At 51.8% G+C, this 25,744-nt stretch carries 18 protein-coding genes; 6 read left to right on the forward strand and 12 right to left on the reverse strand.

Features of this window, described 5'->3' with window-relative positions; translation table 11 throughout:
• Nucleotides 1–2: 2 nt before the first annotated feature.
• Both B9D94_RS26815 and B9D94_RS26820 read right to left on the reverse strand, forming a co-directional pair.
• Nucleotides 3–746, reverse strand: a complete 744-nt coding sequence (locus B9D94_RS26815; RefSeq protein WP_148248415.1) for a hypothetical protein — start codon at nt 744–746, stop codon at nt 3–5.
• A gap of 464 nt (nt 747–1,210) precedes the next feature.
• Nucleotides 1,211–2,053, reverse strand: coding sequence for a MurR/RpiR family transcriptional regulator (locus B9D94_RS26820; protein ID WP_006207723.1), 843 nt, complete (start codon nt 2,051–2,053; stop codon nt 1,211–1,213).
• 199 nt (nt 2,054–2,252) lie between these two features.
• Between B9D94_RS26820 and B9D94_RS26825 the strand changes: the two genes are divergently transcribed.
• From B9D94_RS26825 to B9D94_RS26840, 4 genes are read left to right on the forward strand one after another with little or no spacing between them, the layout of a single operon-like run.
• Nucleotides 2,253–3,143: a DUF8171 family membrane protein gene (locus tag B9D94_RS26825; protein WP_036636440.1), complete on the forward strand. Its 891-nt coding sequence runs from the start codon at nt 2,253–2,255 to the stop codon at nt 3,141–3,143.
• The gene (locus tag B9D94_RS26830; protein ID WP_148248416.1) at nt 3,136–5,277 is read left to right on the forward strand and encodes an ABC transporter ATP-binding protein; all 2,142 of its coding nucleotides are present in this window, start codon (nt 3,136–3,138) and stop codon (nt 5,275–5,277) included. The genes B9D94_RS26825 and B9D94_RS26830 overlap by 8 nt, the downstream gene beginning before the upstream one ends.
• The gene (locus B9D94_RS26835) at nt 5,252–6,061 is read left to right on the forward strand and encodes an energy-coupling factor transporter transmembrane component T family protein (protein WP_036636435.1); all 810 of its coding nucleotides are present in this window, start codon (nt 5,252–5,254) and stop codon (nt 6,059–6,061) included. Before B9D94_RS26830 ends, B9D94_RS26835 begins: the two co-directional genes overlap by 26 nt.
• Nucleotides 6,062–6,094: 33 nt before the next feature.
• Nucleotides 6,095–6,871 carry a PHP domain-containing protein gene (locus tag B9D94_RS26840; protein ID WP_036636433.1) on the forward strand — a complete coding sequence of 259 codons (777 nt, stop codon included), beginning with the start codon at nt 6,095–6,097 and terminating at the stop codon, nt 6,869–6,871.
• Between the two features lie 1,340 nt (nt 6,872–8,211).
• On the opposite strand, the gene pstB is transcribed toward B9D94_RS26840, so the two are convergent.
• The 7 genes from pstB to B9D94_RS26880 all read right to left on the reverse strand — a co-directional run bounded on the left by pstB (nt 8,212) and on the right by B9D94_RS26880 (nt 19,395).
• Nucleotides 8,212–8,967: a phosphate ABC transporter ATP-binding protein PstB gene (pstB, locus tag B9D94_RS26850; protein ID WP_063478359.1), complete on the reverse strand. Its 756-nt coding sequence runs from the start codon at nt 8,965–8,967 to the stop codon at nt 8,212–8,214.
• A gap of 54 nt (nt 8,968–9,021) precedes the next feature.
• Nucleotides 9,022–9,930 carry a phosphate ABC transporter permease PstA gene (gene pstA, locus B9D94_RS26855; RefSeq protein WP_063478358.1) on the reverse strand — a complete coding sequence of 303 codons (909 nt, stop codon included), beginning with the start codon at nt 9,928–9,930 and terminating at the stop codon, nt 9,022–9,024.
• A complete protein-coding gene (gene pstC, locus B9D94_RS26860; RefSeq protein WP_006207717.1) occupies nt 9,927–10,889 on the reverse strand; it encodes a phosphate ABC transporter permease subunit PstC in 963 nt (320 codons plus the stop codon). Before pstC ends, pstA begins: the two co-directional genes overlap by 4 nt.
• 106 nt (nt 10,890–10,995) lie before the next feature.
• On the reverse strand, nt 10,996–11,850 hold the full coding sequence (locus B9D94_RS26865; RefSeq protein ID WP_006207716.1) for a phosphate ABC transporter substrate-binding protein: 855 nt from the start codon (nt 11,848–11,850) through the stop codon (nt 10,996–10,998).
• Between the two features lie 55 nt (nt 11,851–11,905).
• Nucleotides 11,906–13,300, reverse strand: a complete 1,395-nt coding sequence (locus B9D94_RS26870) for a stalk domain-containing protein (protein ID WP_253806060.1) — start codon at nt 13,298–13,300, stop codon at nt 11,906–11,908.
• Between the two features lie 283 nt (nt 13,301–13,583).
• The gene (locus tag B9D94_RS26875; RefSeq protein WP_148248419.1) at nt 13,584–18,539 is read right to left on the reverse strand and encodes a pullulanase; all 4,956 of its coding nucleotides are present in this window, start codon (nt 18,537–18,539) and stop codon (nt 13,584–13,586) included.
• 403 nt (nt 18,540–18,942) lie between these two features.
• On the reverse strand, nt 18,943–19,395 hold the full coding sequence (locus B9D94_RS26880; RefSeq protein WP_006207713.1) for a hypothetical protein: 453 nt from the start codon (nt 19,393–19,395) through the stop codon (nt 18,943–18,945).
• 407 nt (nt 19,396–19,802) lie between these two features.
• Here B9D94_RS26880 and B9D94_RS26885 point away from each other — a divergent pair, with 407 nt between their 5' ends.
• Nucleotides 19,803–21,719, forward strand: a complete 1,917-nt coding sequence (locus B9D94_RS26885; protein WP_006207712.1) for a beta-N-acetylhexosaminidase — start codon at nt 19,803–19,805, stop codon at nt 21,717–21,719.
• A gap of 116 nt (nt 21,720–21,835) precedes the next feature.
• Here the strand turns inward: B9D94_RS26885 and B9D94_RS26890 are convergent, their stop codons facing one another.
• Nucleotides 21,836–23,155 carry a sulfatase-like hydrolase/transferase gene (locus tag B9D94_RS26890; protein ID WP_148248420.1) on the reverse strand — a complete coding sequence of 440 codons (1,320 nt, stop codon included), beginning with the start codon at nt 23,153–23,155 and terminating at the stop codon, nt 21,836–21,838.
• A gap of 159 nt (nt 23,156–23,314) precedes the next feature.
• On the opposite strand from B9D94_RS26890, the gene B9D94_RS26895 reads away from it, so the two are divergent.
• Nucleotides 23,315–24,184 (forward strand): AraC family transcriptional regulator, encoded by an 870-nt coding sequence (locus B9D94_RS26895; protein ID WP_148248421.1) that lies wholly within the window; start codon nt 23,315–23,317, stop codon nt 24,182–24,184.
• Between the two features lie 28 nt (nt 24,185–24,212).
• Here B9D94_RS26895 and B9D94_RS26900 read toward each other — a convergent pair whose 3' ends face one another.
• Nucleotides 24,213–25,196 (reverse strand): hypothetical protein, encoded by a 984-nt coding sequence (locus B9D94_RS26900; RefSeq protein ID WP_148248422.1) that lies wholly within the window; start codon nt 25,194–25,196, stop codon nt 24,213–24,215.
• Entirely contained in the window at nt 25,196–25,684 is a 489-nt protein-coding gene (locus B9D94_RS26905) for an RNA polymerase sigma factor (protein WP_036636417.1), read from the reverse strand. The genes B9D94_RS26900 and B9D94_RS26905 overlap by 1 nt, the downstream gene beginning before the upstream one ends.
• Nucleotides 25,685–25,744: the final 60 nt, after the last annotated feature.

Consider the following 25,744-nt stretch of genomic DNA (forward strand, 5'->3'; position numbering starts at 1 on the left):
TCTTATTGCTTGTATAATTTGGTTTGCTTGATCAACGCATCGATTTCCTTCATGCACGGCATATCTTCAACATCCCGGTAATCGGAACTGCCCAGTAATGAGATTTCCAGCAGCAGCTTATCCAGCTTCAGCATAATTTCCTCGTTGGCATCCAGATAACCGGCAACGTATGCCAGGTACTCCTGGTACAGTTCCGTTTTCTTCTGTGCGACCTTGCTGGATAGCCGGGCTGATTTCTGCGGATTGGACATATTCGTGAAATCGGAAGCGGTGAAGGCACCAAGCTTGTTAAGGATCCCTCTGATATTGAGATAGAAGAGTTTCTCCACCTCGTCAATGACCGCCATGAATTTCTTGTAGCTGAGCTCCGTCGGTTCAAAGCGTTCACCCAGAACGCTTAGCAGCGCGCTTCTCTTTTTCTCGATTCGTTCCAATTGGTCGAGGGCAAGGTCAATGTCGTTCTTCAGCACTTTCACATGGCGGTAATGGTGAAGGGAGTTTATGTAATCCTCGCGGGTTTGAATCGTTTTGATCGGCTTCGCAGCCGGAGACTTGAATAACAAGGCATAACTGCCATAGAACAATAGAAGAGCGCTGACAACCCATACCGTAACAACCGATGCCGTCTCGAAGGCGCTGTCGCCGCCGATGTGGAATCCCAGCAAGCCGGGCGAAACAAGCACAACATTCACCATGGCGATAACCGCCATAAGCAGGAGCAGCTTCACAGGTTTCGAGCCATTCAAGAAATTAACACCTCCCCTACTCCTAAAGAGCGATAACTGGTTTTTCCTGGTTCTTCCCTATAACAGCCTCTCAAATATCCATAAATCCATAGACAACTGAAGGATATAACACATACTACGTCTTCATTCGAAGTTAGATGCATTTTCCTCACGGGATGGGCCTGGCGATTTACAATTCATGATTCATGGCATACTTATCGGATTTGCGCCTGACCCTGATAATACCCATATTATCGTCCTTGCCTGGAAATTCGTGAGTGATCCTAAAAGAAACTGCCGTACTAACAGGGGATTCAAAGATGAGGTAAGTCAGATCATAGAGGTAGCGTAACTATATCAAAATTACATAAATAATCCAATGGTTCTGCGTCAAAAGACACAAAAAAAGTCTTCCAGGCCAACCCATCCCTGAAAGACTTTTGTTTCTTATAAATAGCTTAAGCTCCGATCAGCGGGCAGCAGCCTTACGCCTTCCCACGCGGGAGTTTATCCGCATACCTTGTCCGCAGTTTCCCCAAATCATCCAGCTTCTTGAGCACCTGCTCCTTGTTCAGCATGCCAATGCTCAAGATCAGCTGCTCCACGAGCAGCAGCGGCGTCACCATGGAATGAAATTCTCCCATATCCCCCCGACTGACAAAAAACGAGAGCTGAGCCGGTGTTCCATACCGGAAATCCTCCCGGTCGGTGATCATGATGGCTGCATTTCGAACACGACTCACACAGTCCAGGATGACCTCCGTTTCCGGCAGCATTCGGGTGAAGCTGAAGATGAGCACGACATCGTCCTGTTCCAAATGCGCGAGCGATTCCAGCAGCTCATGGCCGCTTCCGGCCATAAGCCGAATGGACATGCCGAACCGGGACAGGCGATACGATAACAGCTCCCCGAGCGATAAGGACGGTCCCGGCGCATACACATACACACGTCTGGCCGAAGCCATCAGCCTGGCCGCCTGCTCCAGATCATCCGGATCCGTCTTCTTCGATGTCTCTTGAAGATGGTGCACGGCCTGCTCCAGCATCTTTACCGGCAAGCTGGATGCATCCATCTCGGATATCGTTTTTTCCAGCTTCACAGCCGGTGTCTTGTCCGAGGTCTCCCGAAGCTTCAGCTTAAACGCCTTGGCATTCTCGTACCCGACAGCACGCCAGAACCGGGATACGGTTGCAATGCTGGTACCCAGCCGGTCCGCGATTTCCTGCTCCGTCATGAACAGCATCTCCTCGGGATAGCGTTCGATGAAATCGGCGATTTTGAGCTGACTCGGCGAGAATCCGGATTTATCGGAAAATAGGTTCTTCAATTGCGCTGCACTCCTTCTACAGTGGGAATCTTGGGCGTCTTCTTACCAGTCCATCATACGCCGTGATTGTTATGTAAGTTTTATTTCATGATTATATTTATGTAAAAAATATTACACTGCGTTGACATACTACTCCGTTCATTTTAATAATCGCCTCCTATACTAATAGCAAATCCCATTTCCAAGGAGGCTTTTCTTAATGGCAAGCAATTCACGGGTGTACACCCTCACATCTTCCCAGAAAATGATGATCTTTGTTCTGTCCATGTCCCTGTACGGACTATCCAACATGTTCACGGAGCTCATCCCGTCATTCCGATTAGGTCCTGTCGAGCTTTCCGTTGAGTATTTCGCTTTTATCCCCCTCACCCTTTGCATGCTGTTTCATCCTTTTTATGCAGCTGTAGGAGCGGCGCTTGGCGAGGTCATCTTCGGTGAACTGATGCTGGGTCAATTCGGTGGATTGGGCGAGCTGGAGAAATTCCTTACCTTCTCCTTCGCCATGTACGTTGCCGGACGCATGGTGAAGGATCCTCTTAACCGGACGCAAGTAGGCGTTGCTGCCATGACCGGCGTTATCATCCATCAGTTGTGCAGCTCATTGGTGGATATCGGCAAGGTATGGATCGGCGTCGAAGAATTTGAAGCCGTTCCCGGCCTTGCGCAGAGCGTGGTTCTGGTTGAAGGCGTCGGCTTCCTGAATGATGTGCTGTTCTCCGGCATTCTGTTTGCCCTGCTGCCTACATTATATCTGGTTCCCCGATTGTATGGAAAAATCGAGCCGCTGCTTGGCATCAAGCCCCGGCAGAAGCTGACCCAGTATGAAGCGGCCGGCATCATCTCGCCGAAACTGGTTATCCTCGGGATCGTGCTTGCGCTCGTTGCCTTCGGAGCCGAATCCCTCTCCGAGACGGACTGGAACTTCGGGGAATGGGACAGCGGCTTTGCAGATCGGTTCGGTGTCGGCGCCATCTGGATCAGTATCGCAGCAGCTGCGATTATCGCCTTGGCCGTGCTGGTGTTCATGCGGGTCCGCAGAAACCGCAGTATGAAAGAAGAACATGCAGCGGAGAAACTGCCTTATGTCTAAACAAGTTCCCCATCCTAATGTCCCGGCTGTAAACATAACCGATGTAACGTTTGTCTATCCCGGCTCCGAGCAGCCGGTGCTGAATGGAGCTTCCCTTACGATTGGCCGGGGCAGCTTCACGGCGATCATCGGCGGGAATGGCTGCGGCAAATCAACGCTATGCAAGCTGTTCAACGGCCTGATCCCCCATTATTATTCAGGGGATTTCACGGGAACCGTTGAAATATGCGGGCTATCCGCCGAGAAGCATACCGTCTCGGAGCTGTCCCGTATGGTGGGTTATGTATATCAGGATTTTGATAACCAGCTGGTCCGACCGACCGTGCTGGATGAAGCGGTATTCGCTCCGCTGAATTATGGTCTGGCCGAATATCAGGAGATGGGTTCCCGCGCCCTTGAGCTGTGCGGACTGACACATCTGAAAGACCGCTACATATGGGAGCTGAGCGGCGGTCAGAAGCATCTGCTCGCCTTGGCGGGAGCGCTCTCGCTGGAGCCGGATATTCTTGTCGTTGATGAGCCGGTATCCCAGCTCGACCCCCAGCATGCCAGGCAAGTATATGATGTGCTGCGCCAGCTGAACCGCGTACACGGGAAGACCATCATTGTAATTGAACATCATACAGAGTTTATTGCCGACTACTGCGAGGAAGTCTGCCTGATGGAGCAGGGAACCGTAAGATGGCAGCGGCCCGTAGCAGATGCGCTGAACAGCCTTGAGGACCTGGAGCGGCTGGGTATCCAGCCGCCAGAGGTTACCAAGGCGGCCGTCCAGCTGGCGGTCATGCTGAATCGTAGCGACATGGCTGCAGACCGTCCGCTTGGAGCACAGCCGATGCCGACCGGCTCCGAATCCGGCTCCCGCGCTGCCGGATTCGCTGAATCTCCGATCAAGCAGCCTTATCCGATTACCGCGGAAGCCGCCGAGATCTACTTCCGCGATCTTCTAACTCGGCAGGATGATCATTCACAGATGAATCGCAAACCACCCGCTCCGGGAGCGAATGATGATGCCCTCTTTACCGGCTTACACACGAAGCGAGGAATTCCTGAACCGCTGATGCAGGAAGAGGAGTTAGAGAGGCATCGGCGGCCAAGCACGGCTGTGCAGGAAGAGGTGGCAGGGCCGCTCTGGAAGCACAGCACGGCTGGGCGGGAAGAGGGCGCAGAGCCGTTCCGGAAGCACAGCACGGTTGTGCGAGAAGACTTGGCAGGGCCGCTCTGGAAGCACAGCACGGCTGTGCGGGAAGACGTGGCAGAGCCGTTCCGGAAGCACAGCACGGTTGTGCAGTTGAATCAGGCCGCTCTAAGGTACCGCACGATCCGCAAAGTAGATCATGAAGTGCTGCGAGGCATCGATTTGAGCTTGCACGAAGGCGAACGGATCGCTCTTGTAGGCAACAATGGTGCAGGCAAATCGTCCCTTCTGAAGCTGATCGCCGGAATCGCCAAGCCTTCAAGCGGCTCTGTGGAAATTATGGGACAAAGCACAGCGTTATCGTCGATGGAACAGATCTCCTCAAAGGTGGCTTATGTCTTTCAGAATCCGGAGGATATGTTCATTGAGGATAGCGTGTATAAGGAAGTTGCCTACGGCTTGACGAGCCGCCACTACCCGGAAGCGGAAGACAGGGCCAATCGAATGCTGGCCCACTTCCGCCTCGAGCCCTTCAGGGAACGAGATGCCCGGCTTCTCAGTGGAGGGCAGCAGCGGCGTGTATCGCTGGCGATAGGCTCGGCGATGATGCCTCATCTTATTCTGCTGGATGAGCCTACCGCCAATCTGGATTTAGCCACCCGTGAAGAGCTGCTGGGCACGCTGAAGGAGCTGGAGCAGCAGGTCCGTACGGTCATCATCGCCACGCATGACATGCAGTTGGTCCACCAATGGGCAACCCGAGTGATCGTGCTGCATCATGGCATGGTCGCTGGGGATGGCTCGGCTGCCGACATTTTTGCTGATCCTGCCTTAATCCATCGAGCCGGGCTAGCGCCTACTCAGATGATGGATTTATCCGCAAGGCTCGGCATCAACCCGCCGTACAGCTCTCCCACTGGGTTGGCACAGCATGTATACGCGATGATGACAGAACAGGAGGGAAGACACGATGCAGCTCGTCCGCAGCTGGTTTAACAAAATTACCATCGAACGCATTCAGCTTGAGCTGATGAATACCGCCTATGGGAGCGGTCATGCCACGCTATCTCGGCTCGATCCGCGCGGGATGCTGATCTGGTATCTGTTTTTTGCCATCGCGCCATGGTTTATCTCCAGTATGACCGTGCTGGCCGGATTGTTTCTCATGATGGTGGTCACCACGATCCTGTCGCGGGTAACGCCGTTTATTATTTTAGTCCTCTGTCTGGGCTTGATCGGGCAAGTCGGCTGGCTGTTTATCCTGTCTCTCTTTTTTGGCGGGGACATCAGCTCGGCCTTGCCGCTGCTGAAGCTGACGCTCAAGCTATCGGTCGTGTCGCTGGCCAGCATCACGGTTTTCTCCGGAATGGATCCTGAAAAAATCAGCGACGGTCTGTTGGCGCTCGGCATGCCGGCCGCTTTCTCGTTCAGTCTGTCTTACGGCTACCGGATTCTGCCGGTACTGTTCGAGGAGTTCCGCCATGTGCTGCTCTCCTATCGACTGCGGGGTAAAGCGCCGGATCAACCCGGCTTTCTCTACTGGCGGCTCGGCGTCTATTATTTGAAGCTGCTGGTGCTATCCTTCTTCCCATTAATGCTGGCCACGGCCAAGCGTTCCCGCACGACGGTGGAAGCGCTGGAAACCCGCGGTTTTTCTTATGGCATGAAGAATCCGGCAGCGAAGAAGCTGAAGCTGTCCCATCTGAAACTAACGTCGCAGGATATGCTCTTCCTATCCGGTACCGCCGGATATACGGCTCTGCTGTTCTGGGTCGGCTAACTCTAATACAGATTTTATAAGGAGTGTTTGAATATGAAGATTGATCTGCACACCCATGCCAAATTGTCCAAGGCATCAGACTTCTCACAGACCTACTATGAAGAGATGGTCCGCGAAGCCATGGATAACGGGCTGCATGCACTCGCGCTCACCGAGCATTTTAACACACGCAACTTCGACGAGGTGTACCAGCAGCTGGACCGGATGTTTCCTTACAATGGCGAGTATTATGATGCAGGCGGTTTAAAAATATTCCCCGGCATGGAAGTCGACATTCGGGAGACCGGCCACATTCTGCTCATCGGACGGAAGGAGTTCATTCTGGAAACCCGCCACCAGTTGAACGATTATACGGAGAAGGGCGCTTTTATTCCCTTTGATGATCTGATGGATCTGGCCGAAGCCCTGCCACTGCTCAAAATCGGAGCCCATCCGTTCCGGGAGAGCACGCCACTCCATCATTTGGACCACAGCCAGCTCCAGCGTCTGGATGCCTTTGATCTCAATGCCAAGGACATGTACCAATACGGCTGTGAGGCCAATCAGGATCAGGTCCAGCGTTTTGCCGCCAAACTCGGCAAGCCGGTGACGGCGGGCAGCGATACCCATCAATGCCTGCAATATGGAAGTGTCTACAACGAGCTGGATATGCCCTGTGAAACTGTTGCCGAGCTGAAGCACGCGATTCTTCAGGGTGCTTACCGGCTTCATGTCTCGGATAGCCTCCCTCTTCAGGTCAAGGCGTCCGTCATGCTGAAAAAGCTGATGAAACAAATCATCCGACTCGAGACAGCTCCAGGCATCGTATAAGGTCACGGAATACGTTGTCAGCCCAGAGGCGGCTGGGTCATAAAAATGACTCGGCCGTCTCTTGGCTGTCTAGTCCCTTAGGTAGAAGGGGAATCTGCGGTGAGGGTGGGGAAAAACCTAAGATAATCCATCGAATCTGTGGCTATTGAGCGCAAGAGTGGATAGCAAATCTTGTGACTAATCAATGAATCTGTAACTAACTATTGAACACCAACGTGGGGCAAATCTATGCCCATTCAACGAGTCTGTGACTATTGAAAGCCGAGAGTGGAAAGTAAATGTTATGACTAACCAAATGAATCTGTAACAATTGAGCGCCAACGTGGAGCAAATCTATGCTGTTCAACGAGTCTGTGACTATTGAGCGCAAGAGTGGAAAGTAAATGTTATGACAAATGAATCTGTAACTTTTGAGCAGCAATCTGGAGAAAATCTATGCGTATCAACGAGTCTGTGGCTATTGAGCGCCAAGAGTGGATAGCAAATCTTGTGACTAATCAATGAATCTGTAACTAACTATTGAACACCAACGTGGGGCAAATCTATGCCCATTCAACGAGTCTGTGACTATTGAACACCAATGTGGAAAGCAGGAGTTGCTATGGCGCTTGAACTCTACCAAACATGGTAACTAGAACTTCTCTTGACGGATGCCCGTCTATGCGGCTTACGGACCCTGAGTACGCTATTACCGCAAAAATAGTACTTTTCAAATTATAACGGACCGTAGGGACCTTATTTTGCCTTTAATTACGGTTACGCACGGTTTTTTTGCTAAATAACGGCTGTGGTGTCCGATAAACCACGAAATTATGCGGATGATTGATAATAGCGTACCCTCGGTCCGTTAGATCCGGCCATTGCCAAGCAAACAGGCAGATGGTGGGTATGTGTGTGTGTGTGTGTTACTCACCAAGCGAGCTGAGGAAAGGGGAATGCGGTGACATCATCAGGCGAGTCAAGGATGGTGCACGCACGTTGCCATCATCAAGCAAGCCGAGGATCGGTGCACTATCAAAAGAGCTGAGAATAGCTGAACCCGTTGTCATTATGCAAGCGAGCTGAGGATAGGCGAACGTGGCGAAATCATCGAGCGGACCGGGGATTAGTGCGAGCTCGCTGTCATTATCAAGTGAGCAGAGAATTTGCGAGCTTGATGACATCATCAAGCAAGCCGAGAATTGGCGAGTCCGATGATATCATCAGGCGAGCCAACGATAGGCCCGCGCGGTACCAACAACACGCGTGCCGAGGATTCGTGCGCACGCAGCATCCCCTAACAGAAACAAGGGGGTGTCCCGCCAGATCCAAGATCTGCTGGGACACCCCCTTTTGATGCATCAGCCGAACCGACCGCTGATGTAATCCTGTGTACGCGAGTCAACGGGATTGGCGAACAGCTGCCGGGTAGCGTCGTGCTCGATAACCTCGCCGTTCAGGAAGAACACCGTCTGCTGCGATACGCGCGCCGCCTGCTGCATATTGTGCGTAACCATGACGATGGTATAGCGATCCTTCAGCTCATGGGTCAACTCCTCGATCTTGAAGGTCGAGATGGGGTCCAGCGCCGAGGTCGCTTCATCCATCAGCAGAATATCGGGCTCTACCGCGAGCGCCCGGGCAATACAGAGCCGCTGCTGCTGTCCTCCCGACAAACTGAGCGCAGGACGCCTCAAGTCGTCCTTCACCTCATCCCACAGCACGGCAGAACGAAGGCTTTGTTCAACGAGTTCGTCCAGCTTCTTCTTGCCGCGAATTCCGTGCTGCTTGGGTCCAAAAGAGACATTATCGTAGATCGATTTCGGGAACGGGTTCGGCTGCTGGAATACCATTCCGATTTTTTTGCGGAGGGATTCCACATGCACCTCCCCGGAATAAATATCGATTCCGCCAATGGCTACCCTGCCTTCAACCCGTGCACCCGGAATCCGGTCATTCATCCGATTAAGGGTCCGCAGCAGCGTGGACTTGCCGCACCCGGACGGTCCGATAAAGGCGGTAATCGCACGCTCCGGAATCTGAACCGAAACATCCTTAAGGGCATGGAACTCGCCATAATACAAGTTCAGTTTGTTCATTTCAATGAAAGGCTGCATGACATGTCCTCCCGGTGTTGTTTTTGACGTGTTATCCAGATCGGCTTGACCCCATCAGGCTTTATTTTTACGTTCATTCAGCCACAGCGGCACACGGAATACGATATTAATGAGCAATGCAACAATGATCAGCACCGCCGTGGTCTTCTGGGCAATCTCCTGGGCATCCGGCACAATGGCCTCGGATTGGACATACCACAGATGTACGGCAAGGGTTCCACCCGGCGATAACAGATTGAAATCCCACATTTCCCCGGAGGTGGATACCCCGGCGGTCAAAATAATGACGGCACTCTCGCCGAACGCCCGGCCTGCTGTCAGGCAGATGCCCGTCATGATACCGTTCATAGCCACCGGCAGCAGCACACGGCGGATCGTCTGCAGATGGGTGGAGCCGAGCGCAAAGGACGCATTGCGAAGCTCAACCGGAACCGCCCGGATCGATTCTTCGGTCACTCTTGTAAGTACGGGCAGATTCAGGAAAGCTAAACTAATAGCCGCACCTAGAATCGTAAGACCGATCTCGAAGAATTCCACGAACAGCGCAATGCCAAACAATCCGAAGATGATCGACGGAACGGATGACAGTCCCTCCACGCATATGCGGACCACCTCAATCAGTTTATTGTTCGGGGCAAATTCCGCCAAATAAATACCGGCTGCTATGCCGATCGGGATGGAGACAATGAGGGAGATGATGAGCACATAGAATGAGTTAAACAGTGCCGGTCCGATGCCGCCGCCCTCTTCAATCTCGCTTGGCAGCCCGTACAGGAAGTTCCAGCTCAGCTGTGGCAGCCCTTTTTCAAGCAGCAGAAACAATAACCCGACAATAAATAAAATCACGATGATGCCGGTACCCCATACGAGTCCCGTAAACAGTCGATCCAGAAGGACGGAGGCCCCTCTGCGTTTGCCAAAGGAATAGGCCAGAGTAGAATGAGCCGGCTTCTTCACACTCATGAGTAGCGCCCCCCTTTTTTCTGAAGTATTCTAACCGCTACGATCATCAGCAGCGAGATGGCGAGCAGAATGAAACCCATCATGTACAAGCCATAATTCCAGGTGGAATCAAATTCCACGCTTGAAATCTGCATGACGATGTTACTTGTCAGCACGGCTGTCGGGGTAAACAGGCTGTTTGGCAGCTGGGCCGTGTTGCCGATGACCATGACTACGGCCATGGTTTCGCCGATCGCACGGGCCATGCCCAGAATTACGGCATACATGATGCCGCTTCTGGCCGCTGGCAGCACGACCCGGAACACGGTCTGAAACCGGTTCGCACCAAGCGCGTAAGCCGCGTCGCGATATTTATTGGGCACGGCAGAGATGGCGTCGTCACTGATCCGGCTGATCGTTGGAAGCACCATGATCGTCAGAACGATGGAAGCCGCAAGCAGACCGTCAGCCAGATCATGTCCGCTGAGGTTGCGAAGCCAAGGAATGAGCAGGGTTAATCCCAAAAAACCGTACACCACCGAAGGAATTCCTACGAGCAGATCCAGCACGGGGCGCAGCAGATTGCGAAGCCACTTCGGCGTCATTTCGGCCAGGAATACAGCGATGATGACAGAAATCGGAATCGATATCAGCATTGTCAGGCTGGTTAGCGCCAGCGTTCCGAGAATAAAGGTAAGCGCTCCATAGTGCTCATTCTCCGGGTCCCAGTTGGTGGAGAAGAAAAATTCCGTCAGCGAGACGTTCGAGAAGGTCAGGACGCCTGTACGGAGCATAAGGACCAATATGCATAACAGGACCAGGCATACAAACAAGGCGCTGCCGATACAGATCATGCGAAAAAGTTGGTTGGACCAGCGAAGACGCGCCTTCCGGTCAAACTTGGAGCCGGAAGTCTTGCCAAAGCTTTGACCCAGCTCGGCCGGGGCCTTGCTGTTCGTGGACGGGTTCATATCGATCATGTGGGGCTCTTCCTTTCACATAGAGAAGCCAGCTTGGCGTCCGTGCGCTGAAGCTGGCTAACCCTTTCCTTATGGAATACGCGTATGAATAACGTTCAAAGCGCGCTTATTTAACGGCGGAAAGCGGAATGAATTTCAGCTTTTTGAGGGAACCGTTCTGGAACTTGCTGCTTTGGATGTATTCGATGAAAGCTTTCGTTGCGCCGGTCGGCTGGCCTTTGGTCATGTAATAGCCGATGCCCCACACTTTGTAGCTTCCGTTAAGCACGTTTTTCTCTGTTGGCGCCACACCGTTGATCGACAATGCCTTCATCTTGCTGGTGACGTAAGGAAGGTCGATATAACCGATGGCATTCGGCGTTGTCTCAATCGTGGTTTTCATATCGCCACTGGAGCCAACCTCTTTGTAGTTATCACCTTTGTTCATAAACTCTTTGCCATCCAGCGCTTTTTGCTGGAAGTTAACGCGGGTGCCGGAACCGAACTTACGGTTAACGACTACGATTTTGGCATCCGAGCCGCCAACTTCCTTCCAGTTTGTCACTTTGCCGGAGAAGATGTCCTGAAGCTGCTTGGTCGTCAGGCTGTTTACGCCCACATTCGGATTCGCAACGGCTGTGAACACCGTTACCGCAACGGGGTTTGCTACCAAGCCATCGAATTTATTAAATCCAGGGACGTTCTTGGATGCGTCCCAATCCACTGCGCCGATGTCGGCAATGCCTTTACGTACCGATTGAGGACCCGTGATCGAGCCTGCTGCGGAAGCCGAGATTTTCACTTTCGGATTCTCTTTCTTGAATTCACTCGCGGCTTGAAGCGTAAGCGGCAGCAATGCGGAGGAACCGTTGATGACAATATTGCCTTTCAGGTTGCTTTTGGCTTCTACAGCAGACGAAGCGCCGCCGATCAGAGACACGGCCACCATCACCGCTGTCAGGGATTTCATCCATTTTTTCATGTTATATAAACTCCTCTCGAATTGGAAAAAGATGGTCTATCCTTGATTGAAAACATTACTTCGTAACCGCTCTCCAGCTGTCGCCTGCATTCACCAAAACCCGGCCGTTCTCGATGATGGCGATTTGCGATCCGGCTACGGTGATGGCGGATACGTCAGCAGATACCGTGTACAGCTTGGTTTGTTTGCCCGTCGCCGTATCAATGGAATAGATCACGCTGTTGCTGTCGTCTTGGGCAGCCAGCACATATAGTACTCCACCGGACAGAATCGCTTGCTCCACATCGTAATCGGCAAACACGTTGGCTGCCTTCTGAGAAGCATCCACGGACAACAGCCTGGCTTGATCATCTGTGGACGGGACGCTAACGTAGTATGCTTTCAGTCCATCCGTGGACAGTACAAACACTTTATCATCCGAGGTCGTAGTCAGCTTCACAGCTTCCGGTTTCGATCCGTCGATGTTAAACGAAAAGATTTGCTGCTGATTGGATGAGAAATCAATGGACACATTGTCTTCATCGATATTCGTGGTATCGGAGGTTACCGTACCGAGTGTGGTTACAGTGTAAATGAATTTCTTGCCATCGGCGGAAACGCTCAGATTTTCCTTATAGTCCACCTTGTCCTCCACCAATTTCGCGATGGAACCGTCGGCCAGACTCAGCTTGGCAATCACGGTGCCTTTATCCCCTTGCAGAAAATAGATAGCACTGCCGTCAGCCGACCACACGAGCTCCGGTTTAATGCTGTTATCGTTCGTGATCTGACGGGAAGCTTTGCTATTCAGATCCAGCACATATACCGCACCTTCTGCGTCCGTGTAGGCTGCTTGATTGCCGCTGGGCGCCACCACCAGATCGGACCCGCCGCTTGTTGTCAGCAGCAGCTCGAACTTACCGCTTGTTGTATCAACCAGGTAATCCGTTCTGCCATTCTCATCGCTCTTGGAAACGATCAGTTTGCCCGCTCCGGCAAAACGAGGGTTCTCTGCGCCTTCCAGAAGTGGTACCGTGCTGATCTCAAGCACGCCTGCTCTGCGGGCAATGGTTCCGCCAAGCCCTGATACCAGTGGACGTAATGCAACATAGCTTGTGCCGCTAACATTTGTGACAGGCTGGGCCAGCGTGGATTTCACTCCATCTACCATCATCTGAGTCGAATTGGCTTTCAGTACAACGGTATGTCCGTTCAGCGTTATTGTCGTAGTGCCGCTATGTACTTCTGCTTGCGCGCCGGTTGCCTTGATCACATCGCGCAGCGATACAAGCGTCTCGCCTTTCTTCACCATGGAACGAACCACAACCGTGCTGCCATTGATGGTGAACGAGGAATTTTGCACCTGGGCTGCAGCTGCAGCAGGCTTTACAGCCGGTGCGGCCGATACGGCGCTAACAACAGAAGTACCAACCACTGCGGCTACCATGGATACTACGAATGCTTTCTTCATTGACATTGGCTCTTGTCACCCTTCTCTTTTAACATTCTATTGGTTTAGGACTGTTTCACCCTGCTGCCCGGAACTCTGCTATTCTATTTATGAGAGCGTACCTGGCTCATCCCCCCAAACTCCTATCGTTCATGGTAAGCAGTAACCCTGCTTGATTGCTATTATAGGAGCGAATTGTAAACGGAAAATGTTGGAATTGTTATCTTAGTGTCAATATTTTCATATGCAAACAAAAAAGAGCCGCTGGAATCATCCAGGGCTCTCCTTCTCGTATCGCATGGTGTTACTTCATTTGATTCAATAGATTCAGCATGGCCTGTGCGCTTTCAGCACGGGTGGCAATCGCCTTGGGTGCGAATGTTCCGTTCGTATGACCCTTCATCAATCCAAGGGACAAGGCCTGATTCACCTCTTTGGCTGCCCATGCCGATATCTGCGACTGATCCTTCAGCTTCGGAGCTTCCACGGCAGTAGCGTTCCCCTTCAACTGGTAGGCACGGAAGAGCATGACAGCCAGCTCCTCTCGGGTGACAGCCGCATTCGGTGCGAAGGTGTCTTGGCTTCTGCCTTTCACCAGCCCATGCTGATGAGCTGCTGCAACAGCGGACGCATACCAGGCATCGCTGCTCACATCAGTGAAGATCGTACCTTGAGCATCTTCAAGGTTCAGGGCCGAAGCGAGCATCGCGGCAAACTCAGCCCGTGTCAGCTGCTGATTCGGGCTGAATTTTGTATCACTGGTGCCTTGCACCACCTGTTTTGCCGCAAGCGCTTTTACCGCCTGCTCCGCCCAATGGCCAACCAGATCGGTAAATGATTTGTTGTACTCCAGTACGGCATATGTGCTGAAATGGCTCACCTCTGCCGTCAGCAGCCCATTCACGAGCTTGCCGCCTGCATAAGACAATCGGCCTTGGTCTGAGATTTGGTAGATTCCAGCCAAGCTGCCCTGTATACCACTGTCAACTGCGAAACCAAGCCGTACGGGTGCGGTGAACTTCTCCTGTACATATTCCTTGCCGTCTTTGGTCTTCACGGAAAGGTTAAAATCATACATCTTGCTGCCCTGCTTCAGCTCAGCCTTCCCGAAAGCAGCGGCTTTAGCTATGAGTGAGGCAGCGGTCTGAGATGCAACCTCTTCCAGCTTGAAGGAAATCATCGCATCCTTGGCTTGATCCGCTGGCACAAGCTGCCGCAGCGCTTTGAGCAGTGCTGACGGAAGCTGGACAACCAGACCGTCTCTCTTTAGTTCCAGCGGCTTCGAACCGAGAATTTCTCCTGCTGTCAGTGGCAGGAGAATCCCGTTATCCTCTGCTCCAAGCTGAATCGTTACGTTCTCTTGCCCGCCTCGCAGTGACTCTTCGGAGATCACGCGCTGCCCCTTATCCGGCTTCGTTCCCGGATCGGTAGACGGGCTGCCGCTTGTTCCTCCATTGCCGTTGCCGCTTCCGCTTCCAGAACCGGGATTGCTGCCGTTGCCGCCGCCGCTCTTGGCGTCCGTCTTAATGACAACAGCCGTGAGAGGCTCAAGCGTGATCGAGCCAGCTGTTAATGCAAAGCCCGATTTTGCCTTGACGCCAACCGTGCCTGCCTCGTCATTATCCACAAGCACCGTGCCGGAAGTCAGGTCCTCGCTCAGCGTCAGCGATCTCGACTGGTTATCGGCATTAACAAACACATAGTAGCTACCTGTTCCGTCCGTCGCTTTGTTTTTGTAGGCTATAACCAGATCCTGGGCTTTCACTTCAGGGATCTGCAAAAGCGTCACATTTGAATCCACTGCAGACTTGTCGCCCAAACGGAAAGCATCGGACGATTTTCTTAATTCAATCAATCCGGTAGTGTACTCGCGTGTCTTGTTATTCTCCGGGTATTTGACTTCATTAGTCGCCTTCTCCCAATCAAACATGTTGATGGCATCGGAAGAGTCATATGAGTCATGAATGAAATATCCGAATCCCTTGCCTGTCTCATCAACCAATTCATGATACTTCTGTTCCGGAACGCCCGGGGCTTTCCACTGTTTCGTACGGCCGTATTCCTGCCCGGCATGGAGGAAAGACGTCCCTTGGGAAGTCAGAGTAAGCAGGTTCCCAAGACGTATCCGTTTATGAATCTCCAGATCATGAGCTGCCACCGAAGGGTCCTTCTTGATGGACTGTGCAATAATATCGTATAACGGCAGATTGTCATGGGCTTCAATGTATTGAACCATGTCGCCCGGATCGTCCTGCTTGGTATTGCTTGGCTGCGCCTTGATATTGTTAAAAATCGTTTGGATATCGCGCGCGCCGCCTGTAATGAATCTAGGCTCTCCTTCGTTACCGAAGCCGGATTTCAATTCGTTGCGGTATTCATCGGAGAATACGCCGACGTCATTCGTTTTGTCCATCCAATTCTGGTCTGCGCCCTTACCCGCCAGGGAAGGATCAGACAGATGTCCACCGAAGGTTATCCAGCCTTCACCGATAAACAACGCCTTCGGATTAATGGCAGCTGCGGCATCGTATGCGTTCTGTACCGCGTCATACGTGGCGTCGCCCATCATATCCCAGCGCATGCCGTCGATCTTGTACTCCTCGAACCAGTATTTCACGGAGTCTACCATCAGCTTCTCCGCCATTTTGTGGTTCGTTGCCAGATTGTTGCCGAAGCCCCCAATGAAATTGCCGTTAGCATCCTGGAAGGCATAATAGTTAGGCACGATATCGTTTAAAAATTCAGCCTTGGCCATATGGGTGTACACCACGTCGAGAACGACGCCCATATCCGCCTCATGAATGGCGTCAATCATCGCCTTCAGCTCTTTGATTCGAAGCTCCGGATCCGCAGGATCCTCGGAGTATGCACCGTCAGGCGAGAAGTAACTGTGCGGATCATACCCCCAGTTATACTCGTTGTCTTTTGCCGAATAGTCCAGTTCTCTATTCTTCATGGCAGCTTCGTCCCCGTAATACCAAGCCATCACAGGCAGCAGCTGGACATGAGTCACGCCCAGTGACTTAATATATTCGAGCTTGGCTTTGAAAGCATCGTACGACCCCCAAGTAGCGTTATGCAGGTCATTCTCGATGGTTGGATCCGAGGTAAAATCCCGAACATGGATCTCCCAGATGATGGCGTCTTCCCGCTGCTCATAACCCGGAATATCCGCGAAATCAAACCCGGCCGGATTCGTCTGGCTTAAGTCAACGATGGCCGCTTTGCCGACGGTATCGCCGTCAGGCCCAACTTCGCCCTTCGTATTCACTCTGAATTGCGCCATGGATTTAGCGTATGGATCAAGCACATTTTTCGTTACGCCGTTATGGCTCACCTCGTATTGATAGAAGTATCCTCTGAAGTCCTGAATGCCAAGGTCCCCAGGCTTCACCTGGACTGACCAGACGCCTTTATCGCCTTTTTGCAAAGCGACGTTGCCAATAAACTGCGCAGCATCATCCTTGTCGTATACGTTTGCGGTAACCGTGGTTGCCGTCGGTGCCCACAGCTTGAGCTCGGCCCCGCCAGCCTGGTAGGTTGCCCCAAGATCATTCCCATCGTAAGCATACATTTCATCCAGCATTCTCCAGCCTGTGGAGGCCGATATGGTTTTACCCGCGTAGCTTACCTTCAAGGGAATCTGATCCAGCTGGAATAACGCCATAACTTCAATCGTGGTGTTACCGGTAATCTCCACGTTCTGGATGTTAACGCTACCCCCGTCTTTGTCCTTGATTTGGAGCTCATTCTTCAGGGTCTCCGCTTCCAGACCTTCGGTCATCGTAAAACCAAGCTGGAGCTTCCCGGGTGCCAACACCTCAGCCGAGACTAATCCGGTAGGCACTTCACCATATGGCGATGTGTACACCGTGTTATCTCCCTCTTTAATAAACAGGTGCTGGTATCGGTCTACCAAAGTGAAGCCTTTGTCACCAGCTTCCTTGCCCGCATCTCCCTTGGATGGATCAAGGACCAGGAAATTCATCTTCTGAGCTCCCGATTTCATCGGGATATCCACATAAGCGCCATAGCGGTCCGTTTGACCCGCAGGGAACATCGTTGCGCCGGTCGGCCAGTCATTCGATGGCGCCGCTACATCTCCCCATAACCATAGACCAAACGGTTGGTAGTTCTGATCCTGTCTTGCATAGTGAACACGTACCGTATCTGCTGGAAGATCCACCGGTTCAAAGCTGTACACCGTATCGGAGCCTTCCTTAAGCCATACTTCCTTCATGTCCGGTGAAGCCAGCGCGAATTTCTTGTCTCCGCCGTCTTTATTGCCGCTGACGCGGTCAACAACGACGATGCCCACCTTCTGTGCCGCATCCTTCAGCGGAATGTCGACGAACGCGCCATAGCTGTCCAGCTGCCCATTCGGGAATGGCGTTGCCCCGTTTGGCCAGTTGGCCGAAGGAGCCGCAACGTCGTCGAATACCCACAGCCCTGTGCTGCCGTAATTCGCGTCAGCCCGATTATAATGGACACGCAGGTGGTTTGCGGGAACCGGAATTCCCGGATCTACAGGCACTGTAAAATCGGCAGCAACCTGATGATTGCCAGCGTTGTAACTGAACGTTACCTTAACATCCTGAGGCAGTTGAAGCGCCTCTCGGTTAGCCGGATACACCGGGCTAGCCGCGTCACCCCCTAAGGCAATCTGGTATTCGTGATCACCGCCATACACATCGGCTGTGACCGTATACACATTGTCATAATCGGCATCCTGCATGATCAGTCGTGCATCTGCCGGCGACCAGTCGGCCGCTTCGCCGATGCCTGATTGGAAGCTTCCTATGACTCTTGGAAGCTTATTCGCTTCCATCGGCGCGTAGTATGTAGAATCTGCGATCCGGTGGGTTCCATGATTGTAATAAAAGGTGACTTGGGCGTCCTGGCTTAGATCGATGAGAATATTGCCGTCCTTGTTGGCACCGCTGGTATTGGAGTAATTAGCGAATCCATAACTCTCCGTCCAATCCCCGTCAATGGCGATCTTGTATTCATAAGATCCCGCAGGCAAGTGGCCGGTAAACCTGTATTCGCCGTTCCCCATATCATTCATGGTGGTTGCGGCTGCTGTCGGATCCCAATCCGTGTTATGACCAAGCTCGGACTGCAAAGTCCCGACCAACGTGACCTGGCTTGGTGCGCTATTGGCATTGGCCGCCGATGGCGGAATGCCTAGCATGGAGATAATCAAAGAAAAAATCATAATGATGGACCACGTTCGCTTGCTTGCTGCAGTCATTCTCATTAACAAATAGCCTCCTTCTGTTTTTTAAATCAGGTAAGTGGTTGATGCTATTCTGATGCCATTCTTTGCGCAAACGCTTGCATTAATGAGTTTAAGCTTCCATCGTTTCAGGGAACGACAATTACTGACAATTGGGGAAGAATCACTCCGATATCTAGTGCTGGAACATGAGATGAAAGCGATTTCAATGAAAACGTTTGCATTTCTTATTGTAGTATCGCATCTCAAGGTCGTCAACCACATTTTGACCTGTTTTTAAAAAGTATTTTTCAGCTTGAATCAAGCTCTATCCAGCAGTATCTAGCTATAACAAATAAAGGGAAACAGCGACTGTATGGCTGATTCCCCTTCAATCTTATTGAACCGTTTCAGCAGTTTCCGTTTCTTGAACGGTTGACATGTCTTATTCCTCTAAGGTGTGCACATTAAACGTCTCGGTGGCTAATGAAACACCATCGATGCCTAGAGCCTGAACATCTACATGGTTATGGAGTGATTGGTCTTTGATATCCCATACCAAAGACCAGCCGTCTTCTCCATCACTATCATACCCTATGAGTTTCCGTTCCTTGCCAACCTCCGTTCCTGTAGGAGATGACCAGAATAACACAGTGTCGGCATGCTGTGCCTCCACATAAATGGTTATTGTGTCAGCATCCCTTGGGACAACCCACCATCCATTTTCCTCCTCGGCATCTGTATATACTTTGTCCATCATCACGGATGTTTTGCTGAATCCGGAAGGAGCATCGGAATTTGCTTTGTCTGGAATGGTTTCAGGTTCCTCGTTGCGAGAACAAGCTGATGCCAGAATCATGGTCAGCATCAGAAATGAGATTACGATTATTTTTTTCATATAGATCCCCCATGTGTGGTTACTTTGCAAGACTATTGAACTTCTAGATAATAATGTTTTGATGATGATTCGGATGATCTGTTGAATGATCCCCATGCTGTTTTACCGGCTGTCTAGGATATGTGACGTTATATCAAGTATAGGAATTAGCTAATACCCCAGCATAGGACTTATTAGCTACTGCCGCAGCATAAGAGACTTCTCTTTTGTTCTAATATTTACTGTTCATATATATATTAACTCTTAACACAAGCAATGGTTACGCAAAATTTTAGAGAGTTATGCCGCCATACCACTAGTGTTCGCAAAACTTAGGATTGATTTCCCTCAACGATTCCCATAACATTAAACATTATAATGATATAATGTTTAGTGTTTGCAAAATCTTGGATGCAGGGGGATTTCATATGAAATTTCGTTTCGCGGGTGCTGTATCGGATATACTGCCCGGTGCGCAGCTGCTGCTAGACGAACTTGGCGTAGAACTTGGGGAAGGCGGAGTCACGGTTGAGGTAGCATTGTCCGAGGGCGAGCTTCAAGTCGGACGAGAACATACCCGAGCTTACATTCGTTACGGCAGAAAGCATCAATTCTTCCGGGGGCTCGGCTTGCTCATTCAACATAGCCGCCATAGCGATACGTTCCATCTTCAAGAGAACCAGCAATTTGACCAGATCGGCCCGATGTTTGACCTGTCCCGGAACGCCGTGCTCACGGTGGACAGCTTTAAACTCATGCTGAACAAGATGGCCTTGATGGGAATGAACAGCGTGATGTTATACATGGAGGATACCTACGAGATCAAAGGCGAGCCCTATTTCGGATACATGCGCGGCCGCTACACGCAGGCGGAGCTAAAAGAAATTGACGATTATGCCGACCAGTTCGGCATTGAGGCTTTTCCAAGCATTCAAACCTTGGCGCACCTGGAGGAGTTTCTGAAATGGGAGCCCATCAAGCATTACCGTGATACAAAGGGTGCCCTGCTTGTTGGCGGCGAGCAAACGGATGCCCTGATTGAACGAATGATCGAGGCTGCAAGTGCCCCTTTTCGCAGCAAGAAAATTCATATTGGCATGGACGAAGCGGAGGAGCTTGGACGAGGCAAATATTTGGATCACAACGGCTATGTGAGCCGCTTCGATATTATGATCGCCCATCTGGAGAAGGTTCTGGCAGCCGTTCGAAGGCGCGGCCTGAAACCGATGATGTGGAGCGACATGTTCCTGAAGCTCGCTTCCGGCGGAGGCGGCGATGCGGCGTATTACGATAAGGAAGCCTCGATTCCGGAGGAAATGGCCCGCCAGATTCCGAAGGATGTGGACATGGTGTACTGGGACTATACCCATATGGAGCCGGAGGATTACGAAAAGGTGATTGCCAATCATCGGCCGCTCGGCTGCAATCTCGTGTTTGCGGGAGCAGTCTGGATTTTTAACACGTTCGGCGTAAACTACGGTCTGTCCCTGAACGCTTCCGATGTGGCGTTGCAAGTGTGCAAGCAGGAAGGAATTCGTGAGGTATACGCGACCATGTGGGGCGATGATGGCAACGAAGGAAATCCCTTTGCAGCCCTGCTTGGCCTCCAGCTCTATGCCGAGCATGCCTATTCGGAAGAGAAGCCTTCCCGGACGCAATTAGCGGAGCGGGTGAAGTTCTGTACGGGCATCGAGATGGAAACCTTCCTGCAACTGAAGGATCTGGACGAGATTCCCGGCCAGGAACCCAACAACGCCAAACAGAGCAATCCTTCGAAATTTCTGCTGTATCAGGACGTGCTTCTCGGGATGTTCGACAAGCAGATTGAAGGCCTGGATCTGGCGAACCACTATGCCGAGTTAGAGCAAAGCATACGCGGGAAACGCAACAGCCGCGCAGAGCTGGATTACCTCTTTGAAATGCCGGAGAAGCTGAGTGCTGTCCTCAAACGCAAGAGCGAGATCGGTATCCTGCTGAAACAAGCTTATGATGCCAAGGATAACGATACCCTAAGACATATGGCCAAGAACGTGCTGCCTGCCATCTCCAGAGCTGTCCAGGAGCTGCGTCTCGCCCACCGTACGCAGTGGCACCGCATGTTTAAGCCCTTCGGCTGGGAGGTCATCGACATCCGCTATGGCGGCGTTATCACCCGCCTGGACACTGCGTCGTTCCGCATTCTGGAATACGCCGAGGGGCGAGTGGCACGAATCGAAGAACTCGAGCAGGAACGGCTCGTGTTCAGCACGACCCACCGCGGCAACCACAAGGGTGTCGGCTGGTGCAGCCATTATTACCGGATGGCTTCGCCGAACGTGTTCTACCATGTGCTGAATCCTTTTTAAGGGTCCAAGCTGCCTGAAATTGCAATACTTTTCACCAATACATCATGAAAAAGCCCCGGAGACCGGGGCTTTTTTGCATAATCGCTAAGTCTTAGATGATATGCCCTAATCCACGCTTAAGATCCTTGATTTTGCACTTCCTCATACCAGACTCGTACATCCCGGCTAAGGCGCTCCACGATCTCGGGATAACGGTCCGCCAGGTTGGATCGCTCTCCCGGATCCTTGGACAGATCGGACAGATGAACCTGATCCGGAACCACGCGATCGAAATCGAGTTTTCCGTTCAGCACCAGCTTCCAGTTGCCTTCCCGGAGAGCCAGTTGACCTTGATACTCCCAGAACAATTGCTTATGCGGTGACGGCTTGCCCCTGAACAGCATCTCCTTCAGGCTGCTCCCATCCAGGGTAATCCCTTGAAGCGGTCCCGCCGCCAGATCGACGCCCGCCAGATCCAAGAAGGTCGGAACGATGTCCATCATGGCCGCGACCTCATCGCGCACTTGTCCGCCTTCCCATCCGTTCGGCCAGTTCAGTATGGCAGGTTCGCGGATTCCACCTTCGAACAGGCTTGCCTTATGCCCCCGAAAGATCCCCGCGCTCCCGCCGTAATAAATGTCTTCCGTCCCGTCCAGCCAGTTACGGCTCTCGGAAGACGGCCCATTATCGCTGGAGAAAAAGATGACCGTATCCTCATAACAGCCGGCTTCCTTCAGCGCCTCCACAATCTCTCCGACGCCATCATCCACCGCCGCAATCATGGCGGCCATCACCTGCCGATCCCATGGCAAATGCGCAAACCGGTCCATGTATTCCTGCGGTGCATGCATCGGATAGTGGGGCGCATTGTACGACGCAAACAAGAAGAACGGAGCCTCCTGCTCCCGTGACCGCTTAATGAAATCAACCGAGCGTTCTGTTATCAGTTCGGTCATATACCTGCCGTTCTCCCAAACCTCCGTTTCGTTTTCCCATAGATCATGCAGGGGATTGACGCCATGACCTTGCCCCCAATAAAAAATGTGCGAGTAAAAATCGACGCAGCCTGCCTTAAATCCAAAGAACTCATCGAACCCATGCGCATTCGGGCTGGTTTCCTTGGACAGGCCCAAATGCCATTTTCCATAAAGTGCCGTCCTGTACCCGGCAGGCTTAAGCGCCTTGGCCAACGTCACCTCGGCGGCAGGCAGCCCATGGGAACTGCGCTTCGCCCCCAGGATTTCACCGACTCCCGCTCGGACCGGATATTTGCCTGTCAACAAAGAGGCTCGTGACGGAGAGCAGACCGGGGAATTCGAATACCAATTCGTAAAACGAACGCCTTCATCTGCCAATCCGTCCAGATGCGGGGTTCTCACGGAATCCGAACCATAACATCCAAGATCCCCGTAGCCTAGGTCATCACAATAAACGACGACAAAATTCGGTTGTTTCATATCTCCATTCACCTCGGATATGCTCGACTTGTTCCTCATATCGTACCCTGTCGCGGATCAACACGGAATGTCCAATCCTTGCAATCGTTATACAATATGTTGCATATTAGCATTATCAAGCGAAGTGATCTCGTTTAGCTGGAAGGAGGAAGCAAAAGCATGACAGTGAACCAACGGCCATCCAGAGAAGAATACTTTAACAATCCGGCTTTCTTTGAGACTCAACTGGGACTATGGATATTCAAATCCGGATCCCATCCCTTCTTCACTGAAAAAGCCGGTCCCCGGTCCGTCGAATTTTATAGTATACATTTCGTTGCCTGCGGCAAGGTACGGTTTGAATGGGACGGCCGCAACGTCTCCCTCTCGGCAGGCGACCTGTTCTGCCTCTTCCCCGGCTCGGTCTATACATATGCCAAGGACTGTGACCAGCCGTCTACGATGATCACCTGGACGGCCTTTATGGGCGAATTGATGCCATCCATATTAAAGCATGTCGATCTATGCCCCGAGCAGCCCTATCGACGGAATGCCTTCGGGGAGAGTGCCTTGGCGGTGATCAAGGAAATTCAGGGATTGCTCCGGCAGCCCCAACAGGATCACAGCCTTCAGCTGATGTCGCTGGGCTTCCAATTGATCCACAGCATCGATCCGAACCGGAACCAGCGACATCCGGCTTCTTCGTCTGCTTCCGATTGGCTCGAATCCGTTCCCGGGTATATGAAGCTTTATTGCACAGAGAACCTATCTGTGGAGGAGCTTGCTGCGTGGGCCGGTGTGCATCGCAGTCATTTCACCCGTGCGTTTACCCGCCGATACGGTATCTCTCCGTCCCGCTACATGCAGCAGCTCATTATGGAGAAAGCGACCCGCCTGTTATCCGCTGAGGGAACCAGCATCACGCATACCGCTTTATCTCTGGGGTATTCGGATTTGTTTACATTCTCCCGCGCCTTTACCCGGTATTTTGGTATGACGCCGAGTGCATTCGTAAAAGGTCATCGCTCTTCATCGACGGCACGCGAATAAGAAGAAGCCATTGCGCTGAACAAACGTCCTACTCTTCCATCCGTTCCCACAGCGCCGTGAAAGCCTCGGCATCCAATTGAAAGAATACAGGAGCGTTTGCGTATCTTACATATTCCCCGTCTCTGAACAATCTTAACTGGACTTCCGTTCCGTCCTGGAGCTTAATATACAGAAATTTCTGTTCTCCCGATCCGGTCTCGTAGATCCCTTGCTCGAATAGAGGATCGGCCGCAATCGGCTTCGCCTCATACAAGGCCTCGACGAAGGCTTGCACCTCCGACTCGCCGGAAAAATCGTGCAGCTTGTTCTCCCCCATGTTCCAGCTGTCAAAATCCTGCCATTTTACCGATGTCATTCGATCCCTTAAATTCAGCTTGCCTATCAAGTCCTCGCCCTTGGTCACCGTAATCCCATTCAAATGCTCATACAGTTCAGCGTAGATCTCCCCATCATGCTCTACATAGGACATGATTCTAAAATCCAAGTCATACCCTTTTACCGAGTAGATGTCCATTTCTCCTATTGTTGAAGCGAGTTCCGTATAATCGTCGGGGGAACTCCATTCCGTAATGCCCGATTGGGACCGTCCCAGCTTGTCGCCCCGCAGCTGCTTGGCGGTTTCCGGCGATATTCGCGTGCCGGTCTGGGTGTAGATATTCCCCTGATATACAACTAACCCGATCATGTCGGCTTTAACACCGCTCTCTCTCGGAAGCTCAATCTTCGGAATGATCACCGGATCATGACCGACCTTAGCGATCGGTGTCGTGTTCTCTCCGGTCCCGGGAGTCACCGGGGTATTGCTGACAACTGGAGCATCTTCTCCATTCAACATGAGCGAAATAACCAACACCACACCCAGCATGACAGCCGCACTAACACCAGCCATCCCCATCCGGTTCCTTCTTGGCGTTTGGCGCCCATTCTGTTTCATTCCATTCATAAGCCGCTCCTCCAATCCTTGGTCAGGTTCTATTTGATCTATCAATTGGTTATAGTCATTCCGATTCATCAATCGTCCTCTCCTTCCAAGTCCATTCGCAGCAGCTTCCTGCCGCGCTGAAGGCGCATCTTGACCGCGGATTCGTTAATCTGCAATATCCCGGCAATCTCCTTAACAGAATAATCCTCGTAATAAAACAGGTGGATGACCGACTTATATTTGAACGGCAAACTCATGACATGGTCCATCAGCATCCGTTCAGATGGCTCAGCAAAATAATCGTTCATATGCTCCATTTTGGTTACCCGCCTGCGCCACAGGCTTCCTTGCATGTTCTTGCAATAGTTGGTTATCACCCGAATCAGCCAAGCCTTCTTATGCTCCTGGTCGCTGAATTCAGGCGCTTTATGCATCAATTTGATGAATGTTTCCTGAATAGCTTCTTCTACATCCTGTTTGTTCCCAAGGTACACCATCGCTATTTTAAAAAGCATATTTCCATATAATTCATAGGTTTCCGTAAAATCTCCGCCCGGCCGGAGCGAATCCATCTGCATCGCGTGTAGACCTCCTTTTACCCTTAACACAGTTATGGACGTGGATCGGTCACATTTTGT

It is taken from the genome of Paenibacillus sp. Cedars (assembly GCF_003184205.1).
GTDB lineage: Bacteria > Bacillota > Bacilli > Paenibacillales > Paenibacillaceae > Paenibacillus_AQ > Paenibacillus_AQ glucanolyticus.

Bases quoted from the DNA above. Each gene is read 5' to 3' on its own strand.
- B9D94_RS26885 (WP_006207712.1), top strand. From the start codon at position 19,803: ATGAAATTTCGTTTCGCGGGTGCTGTATCGGATATACTGCCCGGTGCG.
- B9D94_RS26865 (WP_006207716.1), bottom strand. From the start codon at position 11,850: ATGAAAAAATGGATGAAATCCCTGACAGCGGTGATGGTGGCCGTGTCT.
- B9D94_RS26880 (WP_006207713.1), bottom strand. From the start codon at position 19,395: ATGAAAAAAATAATCGTAATCTCATTTCTGATGCTGACCATGATTCTG.
- B9D94_RS26900 (WP_148248422.1), bottom strand. From the start codon at position 25,196: ATGAATCGGAATGACTATAACCAATTGATAGATCAAATAGAACCTGAC.
- B9D94_RS26825 (WP_036636440.1), top strand. From the start codon at position 2,253: ATGGCAAGCAATTCACGGGTGTACACCCTCACATCTTCCCAGAAAATG.
- pstB (WP_063478359.1), bottom strand. From the start codon at position 8,967: ATGCAGCCTTTCATTGAAATGAACAAACTGAACTTGTATTATGGCGAG.
- pstA (WP_063478358.1), bottom strand. From the start codon at position 9,930: ATGAGTGTGAAGAAGCCGGCTCATTCTACTCTGGCCTATTCCTTTGGC.
- B9D94_RS26835 (WP_036636435.1), top strand. From the start codon at position 5,252: ATGCAGCTCGTCCGCAGCTGGTTTAACAAAATTACCATCGAACGCATT.
- B9D94_RS26895 (WP_148248421.1), top strand. From the start codon at position 23,315: ATGACAGTGAACCAACGGCCATCCAGAGAAGAATACTTTAACAATCCG.
- B9D94_RS26890 (WP_148248420.1), bottom strand. From the start codon at position 23,155: ATGAAACAACCGAATTTTGTCGTCGTTTATTGTGATGACCTAGGCTAC.
- B9D94_RS26870 (WP_253806060.1), bottom strand. From the start codon at position 13,300: ATGAAGAAAGCATTCGTAGTATCCATGGTAGCCGCAGTGGTTGGTACT.
- B9D94_RS26840 (WP_036636433.1), top strand. From the start codon at position 6,095: ATGAAGATTGATCTGCACACCCATGCCAAATTGTCCAAGGCATCAGAC.
- pstC (WP_006207717.1), bottom strand. From the start codon at position 10,889: ATGATCGATATGAACCCGTCCACGAACAGCAAGGCCCCGGCCGAGCTG.
- B9D94_RS26905 (WP_036636417.1), bottom strand. From the start codon at position 25,684: ATGCAGATGGATTCGCTCCGGCCGGGCGGAGATTTTACGGAAACCTAT.
- B9D94_RS26875 (WP_148248419.1), bottom strand. From the start codon at position 18,539: ATGAGAATGACTGCAGCAAGCAAGCGAACGTGGTCCATCATTATGATT.
- B9D94_RS26830 (WP_148248416.1), top strand. From the start codon at position 3,136: ATGTCTAAACAAGTTCCCCATCCTAATGTCCCGGCTGTAAACATAACC.